Below are 16,777 nucleotides of genomic sequence, written 5' to 3'. Positions count from 1 at the left end.
GATCTCGGGGACACGCACCGCGCCGCTTTTTGGCGCGCGGCCCAGCCGGTAAAATTCCCCGCTTTCCCTTCGCCGCCGCCGCGGCCTTCCCGCGATGTCATCGACCCATCCCGACCCCGCCGCACCCGCCGCCGTCCCCGATCTGGTCTACGGTCCCGACGACCGCCCCGCGCCGGCCATCGCGTTCGTCGCCGCGCTCCAGCACCTGCTGGCGATCCTGGTGCCGATCGTCACACCGGGCCTGCTGATTTGCCAGGCGCTGAACGTGCCGAGCCGCGACACCACGCTGATCGTGTCGATGTCGCTGGTGATCTCGGGCATCGCCACGTTCCTGCAGTGCCGCCGCTTCGGCCCGCTCGGCGCCGGCCTGCTGATCGTGCAGGGCACCAGCTTCAACTTCGTGGGCCCGCTGATCGCGGGCGGCAGCCTGATGGTCAGGCAGGGCACACCGGTGGGCGCCGTGCTGGCCGCGATTTTCGGCGTGGTGATCGCCGGCTCGTTCGTGGAGATGGCCGTGTCGCGCGTGCTGCCGTTCGTCAAGCGCCTCATCACGCCGCTCGTGACCGGCATCGTGGTGCTGCTGATCGGCCTCACGCTGATCAAGGTCGGCCTCGTCAGCATGGGCGGCGGCTACGGCGCGATGGCCAACGGCAGCTTCGCGAGCGCGCAGAACCTGATGCTGTCCGGGCTCGTGCTCGGCACGATCGTCGTGCTGAACCGCGTGCCGGTGGTCTGGGTGCGCAGCACCGCGCTCGTGATCGCGCTCGCGCTCGGCTATCTGGCGGCCGGCGCCGCGGGCCGGCTCGACTTCACCGGCGCGCGCGAGGCCGCGCTGTTCCAGATCCCCACGCCGCTGCATTTCGGGCTCGGCTTCTCGTGGTCGCTGTTCGTGCCGATGCTGGTGATCTACCTCGTCACCTCGCTCGAGGCGATCGGCGACGTCACGGCCACCAGCAAGGTGTCGCGCGAGCCGGTGGAAGGGCCGCTGTGGATGCGCCGCATCAAGGGCGGGGTGCTCGTGAACGGCGCGAACTCGCTGCTGGCCGGCGCGTTCAATACGTTCCCGAGTTCGGTGTTCGCGCAGAACAACGGCGTGATCCAGCTGACCGGCATCGCGAGCCGGCACGTGGGCCTCTGGATCGCCGGCATGCTGGTGGTGCTCGGGCTGTTCCCGGCGGTGGCCGGCGTGCTGCAGGCGGTGCCCGAGCCCGTGCTCGGCGGCGCCGCGATGGTGATGTTCGGCGCGGTGGCGGCCTCGGGCATCAACATCCTGGCCGGCGTGAAGCTCGACCGCCGCGCGCTGCTGATCGTGGCCGTGTCGCTGGCGCTGGGGCTCGGCGTCTCGCAGGTGCCGGAGATCCTCACCCACCTGCCGAACGCGCTGAAGAACGTGCTGGCTTCGGGCGTCGCCACCGGCGGCATCTGCGCGCTCGTGATGAACTGGTTCCTGCCCGAGCAGAAGTAGGCGGCGGGTTTGCCGTCGCGCATCGGTGCGCGGCGGGCGCGATCGTGCCGATGCACGGGCGGTCGCGCGACGGGGCAATGGCGCCACGGCACGGCGAGCGGCCCGCCGCGCGCATCGGCCGGTCCGCGTGCTTCGTCGCCGCCTTCCTCGCCGTTTCATATGCGGTCTGGCATGCCCGCTCGCGCGCGATCCCCACGCCCTCCGGTCCCTCGCCAGGCGTTTCCCCTCGCTTCCCCGCCCCGCGCCACCGCGCGCGCAGGCCCGCCCCACGGGCCTCGGCGCCCGCCATTCTCGTTTCGAGAATAATCCATTCGGCTCGCGCGGGATTCTCCGGCGACGGCCGCGTCCCTAGACTCGGGCTCATCGTGATCCGGATGTCCGATCACACCGACCCGAGGAGAAATGCCATGAAGTTCTATCACCACCCGCTGTCCGGCCACTCGCATCGCGTGCGTCTGTTCCTGTCGCTGCTCGGCCTCGAGCACGACGCGATCGAGGTCGACCTGGCCGCCGCCGCGCACAAGTCGCCGCAGTTCCTGAAGCTCAATCCGTTCGGCCAGGTACCGGTGCTGGTCGACGGCGAGACCGTGATCGCCGATTCGAACGCGATCCTCGTCTACCTCGCGCGCAAGCACGGCGGCTCGCAGTGGCTGCCGCAAACGCCGGAAGCCGAGGCCGCCGTGCAGCGCTGGCTGTCGGTGGCCGCCGGCGAGATCGCGTTCGGCCCGGCCGCCGCGCGGCTCATCACCGTGTTCGGCTCGAAGCACAATGCCGAGGAAGTGATCGCGCGCGCCCACGGCATCCTCAAGCTGATCGACGCCGCGCTCGCGGGCCGCGACTACCTGGCCGACACGAAGCCGACGCTCGCCGACGTCGCGCTGTACGGCTATGTCGCGCGCGCGCCGGAAGGCAACGTCGACCTGTCGTTCTATCCGAACGTCAACGCCTGGCTGCGCCGCATCGAGGCGCTGCCCGGCTTCGTCGAATTCCGCAAGACGCCGGTCGGCCTGGCCGCCTGACCCTTCGGGGCGGCATCGCTGCATCATCAAGCCGGCCCGTTTCCACTGGAGCAGATCATGAACACGACTTCCCTCGTTGCATCGTCGCCGTGGCACGCGGGCGAGCTGGCGCTGCAGGAAAAGGCCGGCGTGGCGGCGCGGATGGACGACGTCGGCCGGCGCTTCGTGCGCGACCACCTGCCGGAGCAGCACCGCGCGTTCTACGCGCAGCTGCCGTTCATCGCGACCGGCAGCGTGGACGGCCGCGGCGACGTGTGGGCGAGCTTCCTCGCCGGCCAGCCGGGCTTCATGCAGGCGCCGGACGACCGGACCCTGCGGATCGAGGCCGGCAGCGACCCGCGCGACCCCGTCTCGGCCGGGCTGCGCGACGGCGCGGCGCTCGGCCTGCTCGGCATCGAGCTGCACACGCGGCGCCGCAACCGCGTGAACGGCCGGATCGAACGCCGCTCGGCGCGGGGCTTCGAGGTGGCGGTCGCGCAGTCGTTCGGCAACTGCCCGCAGTACATCCAGCTACGCGATTTCGCATTCGTCCGCGATCCTGGCATTTACACGGATCAGCCCGTGCAGGAACTCGACGGCCTGACCGGGCGCGCCCGCGCGATGATCGAAGCGGCCGACACGTTTTTCGTCGCCTCGTATGTGGGCGACGGCGGCGCGCGGCAGGTCGACGTCTCGCATCGCGGCGGCAAGGCCGGCTTCGTGCGGATCGGCGCGGACGGCCGCCTGACCGTGCCCGATTTCGCCGGCAACCTGTTCTTCGCCACGCTCGGCAACTTCCTCGTCAATCCGCGCGCGGGGCTGGTGTTCGTCGATTTCGCCACCGGCGACATGCTGCAGATGACGGGCGAGGCCGAGGTCGATCTCGACTCGGCCGAGATCGCCGCGTTCCAGGGCGCCGAGCGGCTCTGGCGCTTCACGCCGCGCCGCGTGCTGCTGCGGCCCGACGCGATGCCGCTGCGCTGGCGGTTTCGCGACGAGGGCTGGTCGCCGAACTCGCTGATGACGGGCAGTTGGGACGAGGCCGCCGCCCGCCTGAAGGCCGCCGAGCTGGCCGACGCCTGGCGGCCGTTCCGGGTCGCGCGCGTGGTGGACGAGAGCGCCACGATCCGCTCGTTCCATCTCGAGCCGCTCGACGGTGCCGGGCGCGTGCCGCATGCCGCCGGGCAGCACCTGCCGGTCCGCGTCACGCCGCCCGGCCAGGACCGGCCGCTGCTGCGCACCTATACGCTGTCGAGCGCGCCGTCCGACGACGTCTACCGGATCAGCGTGAAGCGCGACGGCCTGGTGTCGTCGCACCTGCACGACACGCTGCGCGCCGGCAGCGTGATCGAGGCGCGCGCGCCGGCCGGGCAGTTCACCATCGACGCGGCCCAGCGCCGGCCCGCCGTGCTGCTCGCGGTGGGCGTCGGCGTCACGCCGATGCTGGCGATGCTGCGGCACGTGGTGTACGAGGGCCTGCGCAAGCGGCGCGTGCGCCCGACCTGGTTCTTCCATTCGGCGCGTTCGCTGGCCGAGCGCGCGTTCGGCGACGAGATCGCGGCGCTGGCCGCCACCACCAGCGGCGCGGTCACGGTGGTGCGCGCGCTGACCGACACCGCGGGCGCGCGGCACGGCGCCGATTTCGACGTGAGCGGGCGCATCGACGTGGCGCTGCTGACCGAGGTGCTGCCGTTCAACGACTACGACTTCTACCTGTGCGGGCCGGCCGCGTTCATGCAATCGATGTACGACGGCCTGCGCGACCTGAACGTCGCCGACGACCGCATCCACGCGGAGGCGTTCGGCCCGTCCGGGCTCCAGCGCCGGCAGCCCGCGCCGGCGGCCGGCGCCGCCCCGGCGCGTGTGCCGGCCGACCGGCCGACGCCGGTGGCGTTCGTGAAGTCGGGCAAGGAGGCACGCTGGCAGCCGGGCGGCGGCTCGCTGCTGGAGCTGGCCGAGGCGCGCGGGCTCACGCCGGAATACGGCTGCCGCGGCGGCAGCTGCGGCAGCTGCCGCGCGCGCGTCGTCGAGGGCGCCGTCGCCTATGCCGAGCCGCCCGGCTTCCCGGTCCCCGACGGCGAGGCGCTGATCTGCTGCGCGGTGCCCGCGAGCCCCGCGTCGGGCGGCGGCGAACGGCTGCTGCTCGACCTTTGAGCGGGGCCGCCGGCGGCGCGCCGCGCGCCGATGCTGCTATGTTTACGGCCAGCCGGCCGCCACGGCCGCGCTCCTTCCGATTCCCTTCTTTCCCATCGCTATCCGGACATGGACAGGCATCAGGCAATGACCGTCTTCGTCGCCGTGGTCGAGACCGAGGGCTTCGCGTCCGCCGCGCGCAAGCTCAACGTCTCGCCCTCGGTGATCACGCGCGTGGTGACCGAACTCGAACGGCACCTCGGCGTGCGGCTGCTCACGCGCACCACGCGCGTGGTGCGCGTGACCGAGGCCGGCGCGCGGTTCTTCGAGGACAGCCGGCGGATCCTCGCCGAGATCGAGATCGCCGAGGCGTCGGCGGCCAGCGTCAACGCCACGCCGCGCGGCCAGCTGACGATCACCGCGCCGGTGCTGTTCGGCAAGAACTATCTGGTGCCGATCGTGCAGGACTATCTGGCGCGCTACCCGGCCGTGAATCTCGATTGCTGGTTCCTCGACCGGATCGTCAACCTCGTCGACGAGGGCGTGGACGTGGGCGTGCGGATCGGCGAGCTGCCGAACTCCTCGCTGCAGGCGATCCCGGTCGGCAGGGTGCGCTGCGTGGTGTGCGCCGCGCCCGACTATCTCGACGCGCACGGCGAGCCGCGCCGCCCCGAGGATCTCGCCGGGCACACGCTGGTCCATTCGACCGGGCTCACCTCGGCGCCGGAGTGGCGGTTTCGCCTCGGCGGCCGCACGCAGGCGTGGCCGGTGCAACCACGCCTGACCACCACCACCAACGACGCGGCCGTCGCCGCCGCGCTCGGCGGCCTCGGCATCGCGCAATTGCTCGCGTACCAGGTCGCGGAGGGGATCACGACGGGCCGGCTGCGCGTGCTGCTGGCCGACTACGAGGTGGAGGCGCTGCCGGTCCACGTCGTGCATCGCGAGGGCCGCTACGTGAACCAGAAGGTGCGCGCGTTCGTCGACCTGGCCGTGGAGACGCTGCGCGCCAGGGCGGCGGTCTGGAACGGCGCGTGAGCCGGCCGCGCCGCCGCGTCAGACCAGCTTCGCCACCAGGCCGACCACGACCGGCCCCATCAGCGGCAGCAACACGTTCGAGATCGCATAGGTGATCGTGTAGCCGATCACGGGCGTCGCGTTGCCGGTCACGCCCACCAGCGTGCTGATGGCCGGCGTGCTGCACTGCTGGCCCGCGATCGCGCCGAGCAGCATCGGCGTGTCGAGCTTGAGCCATTTGCGCCCGATCCACAGCGACAGCAGCCCCGGCACCAGCACCATCGCGATACCCACCAGCGGCAGCGCGAGCCCGAACTCGCGCACCAGCCGGATCGCGTCCGGGCCGGCCGACAGGCCCACCGCCGCGATGAACGTGGCGAGCCCGAAGTCCTTGAGGATCTGCGCGGCCGCCGACGGCAGCGCGCCGAAGCGCGGCGTGCGCGCGCGCAGCCAGCCGAACAGCAGGCCCGACAGCAGGCAGCCGCCGCCCGTGCCGAGCGCGATCGACACGTCGCCGAGCCGCACGCCGAGCCGCCCGATCGCCATGCCGGCGATCACGCCCAGCGCGAGATAGACGAAATCGGTCTTCTGGGTGGCGCGCACCACGTAGCCGAGCGCGCTGGCGCCGCGCGCCACGTCGGTGGGCGCGCCGATCAGCGTGAGCACGTCGCCGCGCCGCAGCTCTGTGCCGGGCAGCGCGGGAATCGTCGCGTCCATGCGCGACACCGCCTCCACGTACACGCCGCGCGCCTGATCCGGCTCGGCCCGCGCGCGCACTTCGCGCAGCGTGAGCCCGTCGGCCTCGCGGCGCGTGAGCACCACGTCCACGCGCTGCGAGTACAGCACGCCGAAGCCGTCGCCCGCCACTTCCTCGCCGATCAGCGGCGCCGCCGCCACCACCGCGTCGCGGCGCCCCGCCACCAGCACCACGTCGTCCGCCGCGAGCACGAAGCCGGGATGCGCGGCCAGCCGCTCGCCGCCGCGCAGCACCTGTTCGATGGTCAGGTTGCCGCCATGGCGCGCCTCCAGTTCCCCGACCGTCGCGCCCGCCACGCGGGCCTGCGCGCCTACCCGGAACGCGCGCCCGACCAGCCCCGGCGCGGCCGGCCACTGGCCGTCGGCGAGCGCGCCGTCGCCGCCGAGCTTGCGCCAGACGCGCAGCGCCTCGGCCCGCAGGTCGACGCGCAGCAGCAGCGGCGCGAGCTGGCTCGTGAACAGCACGATCGTGACGAGGCCGAACAGGTAGCTGACGCTGTAGGCCGTGGCGATGTTCGCCTGCAGGCGAGTGATGTCGGGCGCGGCCAGGCCGAGCCGCGAGATCGCTTCGGAGGCCGTACCGATCACCGCCGATTCGGTCGCTGCGCCGGCCAGCAGCCCGGCCGCCGTGCCGGCGTCGAGCCGCAGCCACCACGCCGCGCCGAGCACCAGCGCGAGCACCGTCAGCACCTCGATCAGCGACAGCGCCCCGTAGCGCCAGCCGCGGCCGACGTTGGCGAAGAACTGCGGGCCGCCCGTGAAGCCGAGCGCGAAGATGAACAGCGCGAACGCGATGTTCTTGAGGTCCGGCGTGAGCCGCGCGCCGGTCTGGCCGAGCAGCAGCGCGACGATCAGCGTGCCGCACACGCCGCCGAGCGAAAGCGGCCCGAGCCGCACCGAGCCGATCAGGTGGCCGAGCGCGAGGCTCGCGAACAGCGCGATTTCGGGGTGGGCGATCAGCAGATTGGAGAGATTGGCCATTCGTCGAGGTCCGTGTTGAGCATTTGTGTTTTTCGAATGGCCAGCGTGCCGGGCCGGCGCCTGCCCGGGCGGAACCATCGCGTCCATCACGAAGCCGGTTGGCGACACCGCGGATGCGGGTCGAGGTTCGCGGCCGTCATGCCGATGCCTCGGCCTGCCGCGCGTCGCCCGCCTTTTGCGGTGCCGGCGGTCCGGCGTGCCTTGTTCATTCCATAACAGCGGCAAGAGGCGTGTCAAGCCGGACGCGCCGGCCAGGCGAGGGCACGGCATTCGACTTTGGTTTGCAGTGCTGACTTGGAACAAAACCGGGGCGCCGGGCACCCGGCGGATCATGTCGAAATGCGGGGCAATGTCGGAGCGAGCCGGCGTTGGGCCATCGATTCGTGACGCCGCCTTCGCAATCGATAGCATTTGGCAATCGAACGAATCGTTCAATCGTGCAGGTCAACTCCTGCAAAAAAAGATCGGTTTTTTTGGCCTGTCGGCGATCCTCGGCAAGGAAACGCTGGAAGCGGGGCTCGATCACAAGCCGACATCACGGTCCGGCCTCATGGCCACAACTCTACGTCGCATCTCCTGCCGCTATGGTCCGACACCATAGCAGCCCGATTCGGACCATGGCTACCGCCCCCTCCACGAGGACCAGTACGCGATCAGTAACTGCGATAACTGTCGAAAGAGAACCGCGGCAATGAACGCACAGGACATCACACCCCTGTCTCCGCACAAGCACAAATGACCAGAGAATGAAATTCAATGGCAATGTGATACCGCAAGTGCAAAAAAGGAAAGCGCTTGAGCGGCGCTCCTGATATCACGCACAAACATCGACATCGTATCGATTGACTCAGGTATCATCCGCGCAGGAAGCGCGAATAAAATATATCAAGCAACGGCAAACTCATCCGCAGTTTTGCCACGGGGAATCACATGACGATGCTGGGCAATAGTCTGATCGGAATCGGTGCGCTCGCATCGTTGATCGGAATTAGCGGTTTTATGGACACGCGCAAGGTCGATCGGCGATTCAAGACCGGCTATAAGAATAACGCGCCCGACACCAGAAACTTCGGACGGGCGAGCAAGATTTTGTTGTGCGGAATTGGCATTTTCCTGGTTGGCCTGCTTGTCAACCGCCTGTTCAATTCAGACGTCGAACCGGTGCAATCCTCGCCAATTCGGAACGAGGCGAACAGCGAGGAGCGCGCCACCGCGCAAACGACTCCTGCTCCGACCGTATCGGAAAGCCGCGACACGCCGGCGCCCGAAGTTCAGACATCGGCGCCATCCGAGTCCCATATGGCAGACACGGACCACCGATCTCCTGAAATATCCACGACAAGTAATGACGCCCCCGAGGCGCCTGCTACCGGTGCTGTTCCAGATCCGACGTTCGCGACCAGTTTCGACTGTTCACGTGCATCACAGGGCGACGAGTCGGCTATCTGCCACGACCCCGGTCTGGCGGCAATGGACCGGAGGCTCGCTCAGTTATATTCGGCCGCGCTACGCACCATTTCCGATCCGGAAACGCTTCGTCAATCGGAATCGGACTGGGTCGCCGCACGACATCAATGCGGTCAGGATCTGAACTGCCTGCGCCACGCATATGGTGAGCGTATCGGCCAGTTCACGGATTCGCTCGGCTCCCAACCGTTAGTTCCGGAAAAGAGCAATTAAATCGCTCATTATCAAGGGTCCGGCGCGTGGTAACTATCACGGCCGGGCTACCTTTCCTTGCACCGATTCAATCCATCGCCCGGCTGGCTGACCCCGCGTCGTACCTGTCGTCCATATCGGCAACGACCTTGAGCGGCACTTCGCCGACGCCCATCGCGCGTTCGATCAACAGATCGTCGCCATGCTCTGCCAACAAAGCCTGCAATCGGCCAAACTCGCCGCACCAGAGTGTCTCCACGTCCTTGTCACGTGCAACGTCGCGATTCGCGGTCAAGGAGACCGCCCGGACCTGCAAGCGGCCAACTTGCGCTTGCCCCCCCACTTCAACGCCATAGCCGGGCAGCGAAGATTTCTTGACGACCACGCGGCCATCCTTCGCCCATGCGGTGCTCATACCGTCGTGGACTTCGTAGCCGAGTCGCGCGAGGCCGTTAAGAATTGCGTTACGCCGCGCAGCCGCGGCCTGCTGCTGTCGCATCCGCGCGATCAGATCCTGACCGGCTCCGGTCAGTTCGGCGATGACGTCGGGGGCAGTGGCTAGATCACACTGTCGAGCACGTTCGACAAAGGCTACTGCGTCCGCCGCATCGTGCGCGCGAATCTCCGCCGTCAGTTCCTCCAATACGGCCAGCGCCGCGCGCCGCGAGCGAGCCGCTTCGACAGCGCTCGACAGATCGAGGATCAGGCTGTCGAGCAACAGGCTTTTGCGCGCAACGTTCGCCTCATCCTCCAGGACGTCGAGCCGCGACGCAAAGCCCTCGACCGCGGACGCATCCAAAAACACCCGCGCCTCACCGATTTGCCGGTCGAGACGATCGATCGCCGGATCGCGGGCCTGCGCCAATTGTGCGGCTTTCCAGGCCTGAAAATCCGTCGCGGCCTCAGTTGGCATCAAGCGATCCGCCAGTGTCCGCTGTGCTTCGCTGAGCATCGGCGTCCGGCGGGGCACCAGTAGCGCAAACCCTTTTGCGAGCATGGCATCGGCATTGTCGAGCACCTCTCCCGAACGCAAGCGATCGAGTTGTCCGCGAACTTCGGCCGGGATCTCGATACCTTTCGCATCCATCGCATCGAGCAACGTCGCGGCACCATGCCGTCCCTGCCGCCGACGCTTCATTGCCTGTTCGGCCTGCTCCACCGCCGCCTGCTGGCGCCGCGCGAGATCTGCCTTAAGGAAACCTATCTCGTCGGGCACCTTCTTCTGCAAGTCCATGAATGCATCGGCGGCAAGCAATGCGGTCAGCGTCTTCTGGCGTGCCCGGGTCGCTGCGATCTCCTCGTCCGACAACATGCCGGTACGCCGCCCCTCGGCGATCCACATCGCAATGGCCTGATCAAGCCGTTGCAGATGTCCCTCGCAGATCGCGATGATTTCCTCACGCGTCACGATACGCACCACTTTCGGGCCGCTCATGCCGCATCCTCTTGGGTCAGGGCAAACTCCACGGCACTCTTCAGGCGGGCCTTCTCCGCATCGGGTTCGTGATACCAGGCTTGCGACGAGACACGATGCAGCTTCGGGATGGCCCGTCCCAGCACGGACGGACGCCAGATCTCCCGTGCTCGTGCATGTTCGAGCAAAGGATGGCGCGGCGCATCGCACTCGATGCCAATGGCGTACAGACCGGTCTCGGGGTTCGCGATTGCGAAATCAAGCCCGAAAGCGTCGCCTTCCTGCGCGGGTACCGGCGTCAAGCCGAGCCCTTCGAGATAGGTAAGCACCTCGCTCGCGAAGCCGTCGGAGGCATCCGTTTGTCTTAATTTCGCGTGCGCCCGTTCGCTGCTCATGCGGCCCAGCAAGGCCCGACCGGCCGGCAACTCGCCGTTCGACATGGCGCGGGCGTACTCCATATAGCCCTGAAGATAGTCACGCGGAATCGCCGGCTTGCGCTGCGTGGCGAGCATGTCGGAAATCTCACGGATCGGCATCGAGGTAACGAGCACGATCTTGTGGCGGGCGCGCGTGACGGCCACGTTCAGACGTCGCTCACCGCCACTCTGACCAAGTACGCCGAAGAAGCGACGGAACGTGCCCTGACCGTTACGGCCGAAGGTCGTGGAAAAGACGATCGTGTCACGCTCGTCACCCTGCACGTTCTCGACATTCTTCACGAATACGGCCATATCCTCGCCGCGATCGGTGCGATCCAGTTCTTCACGATAGGCGTCGCGAAACGCTTCATCGGTTTCCGCCCGCAACGCCAGGCGTTCGAGGATAAGGTCGGCCTGCTTGCGATTGAACGTCACCACGCCGACCGAAGGCCGCTGTGCGTAAGACTGTTGCCAGAGCTGCGCCAGATAGTCGACAACGCGATCCGCTTCGTCGCCGTTGGTCTGCTGTTCATAGAGACCATTTACCTGAATGAGCTCGAGCGGCTTGACCTCGCGCACCGTGGCATCGGGATGACGAACCGGCACGCTGAGGTTGTTCTCGTAGAACGCCGCGTTCGAATAACCGATCAGTTCGCGATACGCCGAACGATAGTGGATCTGCAGCGTCGATACCGGCAACGCGCTACGCGCCAGTTGCAGCAGATCGGGGCAATCCTTGATTTCACGTCGATTCCAGGTGTCCTCGAAGCGCTCGCGCTCGTCTTCGGTTGCCGTGTCGTCAGGCTGCTCGCCGTCGAAGATCTCCGTCTCGTCGCTATCTGTTCGGCTTGCAAAGAACGCCGTCGGAGGCATCTGCTTCTCGTCGCCGCTGACGACCGACAGATTGCCGCGAAACAGCGTCGGAATCGCATACTCGACGGGCATCTGGGAGGCTTCGTCATAGACGACGGAATCAAACAAGCCCGACTTCAGTGGCAGCACGCGGCTGGCCACATCGGGATTCATCAGCCAGACCGGACGCAATGTCATCAGGCCCAGCCCGCTGCCGAGCTCGATGAATTCGCGCAGACGCCGGGAGCGCCGCCCCGTCAAACGCGTGACGTCCTCCCAATCTCGTGCCGAACTCAACTTGCCGCGGTCGATGCCATTGCGCAGCATCTCGCGATTCAGGCGCCGCATTTCCTCGTCGGCCGCCGCCAGCGCATCGATTTTCGAGGTGGTCTCGCTTTGGTCGAGCAGCAACTCGGGGTTATCCTGCTCCATGCGCCGCTTCCAGCCGAGCCGAGCCTCGCGATTGATCAGCCGCCGCACCGCCTCGTCGAGATGATCAAGCGGCAGACGAGCAAGCGCATCCTCGCGGTCACGCAGGATGGCAAACACGCCTAGTGCTTCGGCCGTGACATGCCTCGCCCGAGTACGGAACTGCTGATAGGCGGCCAATGTCGGCAAGGCATCGCTAACCCGATTCAGCGGCGCCTGGTAGCTGACGTTGTCGCTGATCGCCTGACGACAGGCCGCGACGAGTTCTGCCGAGCACCACTCCTCGATCAGCCTCAGCGCCTGAAGACTGTGTTGGCGTGCGTTGTGGCGGATGAACGCCGCCTCGAAACCGTCGAGCAACTGCTCAACCGGTGCCCGATCCCCCGTCATCACAGCCGAATCGAATTCGTCGCCGCGTGGCGCGATCGCGAGATGCTGCGCGAGCTCGCGAATTTCCTCGAACTGGCGCAAGCGGGTAAGGCAGGCATCGGCAAGCGCCGGGCCACATGCAGGGTCGACCACATCGAGATGCAATGCCCGACTGATCGTGTTCAACGTTTGACGCAACGGGCGCCAGACCTGCTCGAGCCGCGCGGCAGCCAGCAGTTTGCGCAGCGTCTCGTCCGTCGCGGGTGCGCCGCAACCGGCGACGAATTTCATCAGGCGCCCGCGTCGCAGGTAGGTGGCGGGATTCAGACGACTCAACAAGGACGGCGCGCGCGTCGCGAGTGCCGCCTGGCTTTCGAGTCGGTCGAGCTCCGGATCTGACGTGCTCGCGACGGCATCTGACAGCGTGACGTCGAAACCGCGGGTATCGACCGCCAGCAGATCGCGATGGAGTCCACTGAGCGACGCATGATGCCGGTGGCCTTCCGCGTCGGCCTGATCGGCCGGACGAAATAACGGCAGCCATTGCGCAAGCCGCTTGCGTTGAACGTCGTCCAGCGCAACAAGACGGCCGGCATTGGTATCGAGCCACTTCCGATAAGGTGCGGGGTCGTCCACTTCGAAGCGGGCAGGGTGGGCAGCGAGTGTCTCGGTGCGCAGCCGCTCCGCCTCACAAAAATCCGCGAACCGCGAACGGAACGCCTCGATCGTATCCGCGTCCGTCGAGAACGAGGCCAATTGAGCCAAAGCGCTACCCTCGAATTTCGCCGGCAGCCAGTAACGCGCCAAGGGTGCGCAGTGTTCCTCCAGCGTCGTCAACGCAGATATATCGAGCGCGGCCAGCGACGTGCGCAGCTGCGGCACGCTGACAGGCGGCGTGCCGGCCTCAAGCCGAATCAGCTCGGCGAGCAATGCCCGATAGCTAAGGCCGGTCGACTCGTCGACGCGATGAAGCGCCATGTGCTGGCGATCCAGTTCCCCCTCCAGCATCTCGATCCTCGCGGCCATGCGTTCGCGCTGACGGATCACGCCATGATCGAGCGCCGTGCCGCGAAAAATCGCATCCAGTTGCTCGCGGACGGCCCGGATAGTCGGCTCGCGGTCCTTGTTGACGTCATTGACCATCACGATACGATCACCCAGCCCTTCCGCGACCAGGCGCTTGCGCACGACCTCCAGCGCCGCATGCTTCTGACACACGATCAACAGGCTGCGGCCCCGTCCGATCGCGTCGGCAACCATGTTGACGATCGTCTGGCTCTTGCCGGTACCAGGAGGCCCCTCAACCAGCAATCCCGGCCCCTGCCGCGCCTGCAGAATTGCCGTTTCCTGAGACGGATCGCTCGCCACCGTCAGGAATCGGTCGAGCTCCGTCGCGGCCGCTTCGGGCGCATCGTAGGCCGACTTGTCCTTGAGCCTCAACATCGATTCCAGCGCCGTACCCGAGGGCGACAATTGCTTGAGCTGACGCAGGTCTTCTCCAATGGCCTGCCCGGCGAAATCGACATGGAAGAGCACGCCGGCACAAGCAATGCGCATCGTGCCAACCGGCAGGTCGATGGTCGGCGGCGGCAACGCGCCAAGCTTGCGGCTCGCCACCTCGGCCAGCAGGCCAAAGGCATCGACGACATCGCCAGCCTTCAGCGCGGAACGGCCGAGTACTTCATCAGCCGCGACACGCCATGCCTTGACCGCTTCGCGTCCGAACAGGCCCTCGAGCGCCGGATTCAGGCGGACCTCCTCTCGCTCGCCGTCGAAGGCCATCGCAACCTGTCCACGGGTGCCGAGCTCCATCAGCAGCCTGACCGGCCACAACAGGACGGGAGCAATACGGGGACGCGTCGTGCTGCGGTGATCCTTGCAAAGCACGAACGGGAAACCCAGATAGAGCCCGTCGATTCCGGTATCGCGCTTGTAGAGCGAGGTCTGTCGATACAGCGTGTTCAGTCGACCTTCCAGCGTCCCGCTCGCGCCAAACACGGCCGGGTCTACCGACACCGTCTGCACGTTGCGCTGAAGCAGGTGATCGAGCAACGCGGCACTGGCGAATCGCTCGCCGTTCAATTCGTTGAGATCGATCCTGCCCGTGGTCTTGCCGATGGTCATGCGAACCAGTGGACCGCGCAAGACGGTGGTGGCAACCTTCTTCTCGAAGAAATCGAGAATCTGCGACACATACTGCTGCTTCTGTGGTTCCAGCCACTGCTCTGCAGGCACCGACAACAGTACGACTACTTCGTGCAGCGGCAGGCGGCGTTCGAGACGAAATTGCTCTGCCCATGCATCGACTGTCGAATTGCCCGTGCGCGCAAATCCGGCAATCCGGTCGTCAACGGAGCGAAACAGCTCGACGCGCGGCAGCGCGAGGGCGACCTGGGCCGCCTGGCGATCGAATGCCAGGATCTGCTCGCGTTCAGCGATGGTGGCGGCCTGTTCAAGGATTTCATCGACCGAGCGGAATTGGGAAATGGCCGCGCTCAGCAGGACGATAAGATCCTCCTCACTGAGGATGCGGCGTTCGGACAACGACAGCAGGCCATGATGATCCGAATCCGGCAATAACAGGCGCCGCGCCTCCCACTGTGCCGCCAATTGGGCACGCGAGGTGGACAGCAGCGCGATGCGCACCATGTCCTCGTCCAGTTCGACACCAAGATGGCCGGCCCGGTGTCGTACCTCCTCGGCCCGCGAGCGTAGTCGCGACAGCCAGCTTTCCGTCCCCAGCCGCTCGAGGAACGTGGGTATCGGCCCGGTAATCAGGTCATAGCCTTCCAGCGGGTTTTGCAGCAGCCAGCCGGGTGTGACGATGTCGCCGCGCAGAATGAGCGGCATGTCGGGATTCAACAGCTTGAGCGCGATCATTAGACGACAATCGTCGTCGATCCCGTCGAGCTGCATGATCTGGCGGAGGCCGGCTAGCGCTTTTGCCCCGATACCGGCCTGCTCCGTCCACGTCAGCACGACACCGCGATTCAAGTGATCGCGGGCCGCATCCCAGTTCTCGCGCTCCGCCGCAGCGAGCGCAAAGAGAGCCGGCCTGCGATATTGCCGCGCCCCTAACGCAATACTGGCCCCCTCGCCGTCGTCGGAATCGACGCCCGTCGCCACCGGTGCATCCACCGGCTTGCCGTCAAGCCACGCCTTGACTTGCGACCATTGCCAGCGTTGATGCCGGTCGCGTGCCAGCAGGCCACGCAGCAGCAGGTGAAGCGATGGATCCAGATCGTCCGGCAACGTGACGCCGTTGGCCAGCACATGAATCAGGAAGGCACGCGGGTTGATGCCCTCGAAGCAGCGACCGTCGGTAAGCTGTTCGAGCAGGATCATGCCGAGGCTCCACCAGTCGGACGCCGCGGCAACACCACCCGCGATGGCCTCGGGCGCCATGTAGCGTGTCGTTTCGAGCGGTGAGACGATGTCGAGATCGAATTCGGACAGCCGTGCCGAGCCGAAGCCGCTGATCACGAGGTCCAGCGGTTCATGGCTACGCACCAGCAACGTGCCCGGTCTCAGATCGCGATGCCGCAGGCCGACATCCGAAAACGCCTGCAGGGCTTGGCCGAGCTCGTCGACCACATGCCGGATCGTCGCGACGTCACGTACCGCCATGCCCAGATCCGCCAGCGTCCCGCCGCTCAGTTCTTCAGCGACTTCGTAGGCGCGTTGATCCCAGCGTCCAGTGGCGATGATTTCCGGTACATGCTCACGCGACAGGCGGCGTACCACGTCGTAAATTGCCGGGTCCGGTTCCGCCCCAGGCCGGTACAGCGTCAGAACCGCCTGCCGGCCGGTCTCGTCATGCTGCGCGATATAACGCTCACGCACACCGTCCGTACTCGAAATCTGACGTAGCAATCGCCAACCATCGATCCGCGTCTCCTCGGCCGGATCCGGGGGAGGCTCTGTCGCAGTGGAATGCCCCAAACCGTGGTTATCACCAACGCCGTTATCTGGCCGCCGCGCGTCGGTCTGCACGGTTAAATCCGCGCCGCATTCGAGGCAAATCAAGTCGCCGTCGTTCATTAGATGGCCATTCAGGCAGGACCGCTGCGCGCTGGCCGCGGCGCCGGATTCGCCAGGCGCCACCTGCTGGTTAACGACCTCGTCGGCCGTGATCACATCCTGCGGGCGCCATCCGGGCGCCCTGATCGGTAGGCTCGACAGATCCCAGCCGCAGGCGGCACCATCGACCGTGCCGCCGCAGAACCATTCGTTGACCGGCCGCTCGGTCCGGCAATTTGGACAAAAACGCATCATGGCTGACATT

At 66.9% G+C, this 16,777-nt stretch carries 9 protein-coding genes; 6 read left to right on the top strand and 3 right to left on the bottom strand.

The window, feature by feature from the left end:
- Positions 1-94: 94 nt before the first annotated feature.
- The 4 genes from bpln_RS17990 (at position 95) to bpln_RS17975 (ending at position 5,634) form a co-directional block, all read left to right on the top strand.
- Positions 95-1,465: a nucleobase:cation symporter-2 family protein gene (locus bpln_RS17990; protein ID WP_042626829.1), complete on the top strand. Its 1,371-nt coding sequence runs from the start codon at positions 95-97 to the stop codon at positions 1,463-1,465.
- Positions 1,466-1,872: 407 nt separating this feature from the next.
- Positions 1,873-2,484, top strand: coding sequence for a glutathione S-transferase family protein (locus bpln_RS17985; RefSeq protein WP_055139588.1), 612 nt, complete (start codon positions 1,873-1,875; stop codon positions 2,482-2,484).
- 57 nt (positions 2,485-2,541) lie between these two features.
- Positions 2,542-4,617, top strand: a complete 2,076-nt coding sequence (locus tag bpln_RS17980; RefSeq protein ID WP_055139587.1) for a 2Fe-2S iron-sulfur cluster-binding protein — start codon at positions 2,542-2,544, stop codon at positions 4,615-4,617.
- A 108-nt stretch (positions 4,618-4,725) separates the two neighbouring features.
- Entirely contained in the window at positions 4,726-5,634 is a 909-nt protein-coding gene (locus bpln_RS17975; protein WP_042626826.1) for a LysR family transcriptional regulator, read from the top strand.
- A gap of 18 nt (positions 5,635-5,652) precedes the next feature.
- Here bpln_RS17975 and aspT read toward each other — a convergent pair whose 3' ends face one another.
- Positions 5,653-7,350 carry an aspartate-alanine antiporter gene (gene aspT / locus bpln_RS17970; RefSeq protein WP_055139586.1) on the bottom strand — a complete coding sequence of 566 codons (1,698 nt, stop codon included), beginning with the start codon at positions 7,348-7,350 and terminating at the stop codon, positions 5,653-5,655.
- A 286-nt stretch (positions 7,351-7,636) separates the two neighbouring features.
- On the opposite strand from aspT, the gene bpln_RS35695 reads away from it, so the two are divergent.
- Together bpln_RS35695 and bpln_RS34140 are read left to right on the top strand one after the other, a co-directional pair.
- A complete protein-coding gene (locus tag bpln_RS35695) occupies positions 7,637-7,951 on the top strand; it encodes a hypothetical protein (protein WP_148654075.1) in 315 nt (104 codons plus the stop codon).
- Between the two features lie 329 nt (positions 7,952-8,280).
- Complete coding sequence (locus bpln_RS34140; RefSeq protein ID WP_082465340.1) at positions 8,281-9,030, top strand: lysozyme inhibitor LprI family protein; 750 nt, start codon at positions 8,281-8,283, stop codon at positions 9,028-9,030.
- A gap of 67 nt (positions 9,031-9,097) precedes the next feature.
- On the opposite strand, the gene bpln_RS17965 is transcribed toward bpln_RS34140, so the two are convergent.
- Both bpln_RS17965 and bpln_RS17960 read right to left on the bottom strand, forming a co-directional pair.
- Complete coding sequence (locus bpln_RS17965) at positions 9,098-10,444, bottom strand: hypothetical protein (protein ID WP_055139585.1); 1,347 nt, start codon at positions 10,442-10,444, stop codon at positions 9,098-9,100.
- Complete coding sequence (locus tag bpln_RS17960) at positions 10,441-16,767, bottom strand: AAA domain-containing protein (protein WP_055141117.1); 6,327 nt, start codon at positions 16,765-16,767, stop codon at positions 10,441-10,443. Before bpln_RS17960 ends, bpln_RS17965 begins: the two co-directional genes overlap by 4 nt.
- Positions 16,768-16,777 lie beyond the last annotated feature (10 nt).

Origin of the sequence: Burkholderia plantarii (assembly GCF_001411805.1) — a bacterium.
GTDB lineage: Bacteria > Pseudomonadota > Gammaproteobacteria > Burkholderiales > Burkholderiaceae > Burkholderia > Burkholderia plantarii.
The sequence above is the reverse complement of the archived record's forward strand: the minus strand, read 5'-3'. Positions and strand labels throughout refer to the sequence as shown.

Excerpts from the sequence above, each read along its gene's own strand:
- bpln_RS17990 (WP_042626829.1), top strand. The coding sequence starts at position 95 with ATGTCATCGACCCATCCCGACCCCGCCGCACCCGCCGCCGTCCCCGAT.
- bpln_RS17985 (WP_055139588.1), top strand. The coding sequence starts at position 1,873 with ATGAAGTTCTATCACCACCCGCTGTCCGGCCACTCGCATCGCGTGCGT.
- bpln_RS17980 (WP_055139587.1), top strand. The coding sequence starts at position 2,542 with ATGAACACGACTTCCCTCGTTGCATCGTCGCCGTGGCACGCGGGCGAG.
- bpln_RS17975 (WP_042626826.1), top strand. The coding sequence starts at position 4,726 with ATGGACAGGCATCAGGCAATGACCGTCTTCGTCGCCGTGGTCGAGACC.
- aspT (WP_055139586.1), bottom strand. The coding sequence starts at position 7,350 with ATGGCCAATCTCTCCAATCTGCTGATCGCCCACCCCGAAATCGCGCTG.
- bpln_RS34140 (WP_082465340.1), top strand. The coding sequence starts at position 8,281 with ATGACGATGCTGGGCAATAGTCTGATCGGAATCGGTGCGCTCGCATCG.
- bpln_RS17965 (WP_055139585.1), bottom strand. The coding sequence starts at position 10,444 with ATGAGCGGCCCGAAAGTGGTGCGTATCGTGACGCGTGAGGAAATCATC.
- bpln_RS17960 (WP_055141117.1), bottom strand. The coding sequence starts at position 16,767 with ATGATGCGTTTTTGTCCAAATTGCCGGACCGAGCGGCCGGTCAACGAA.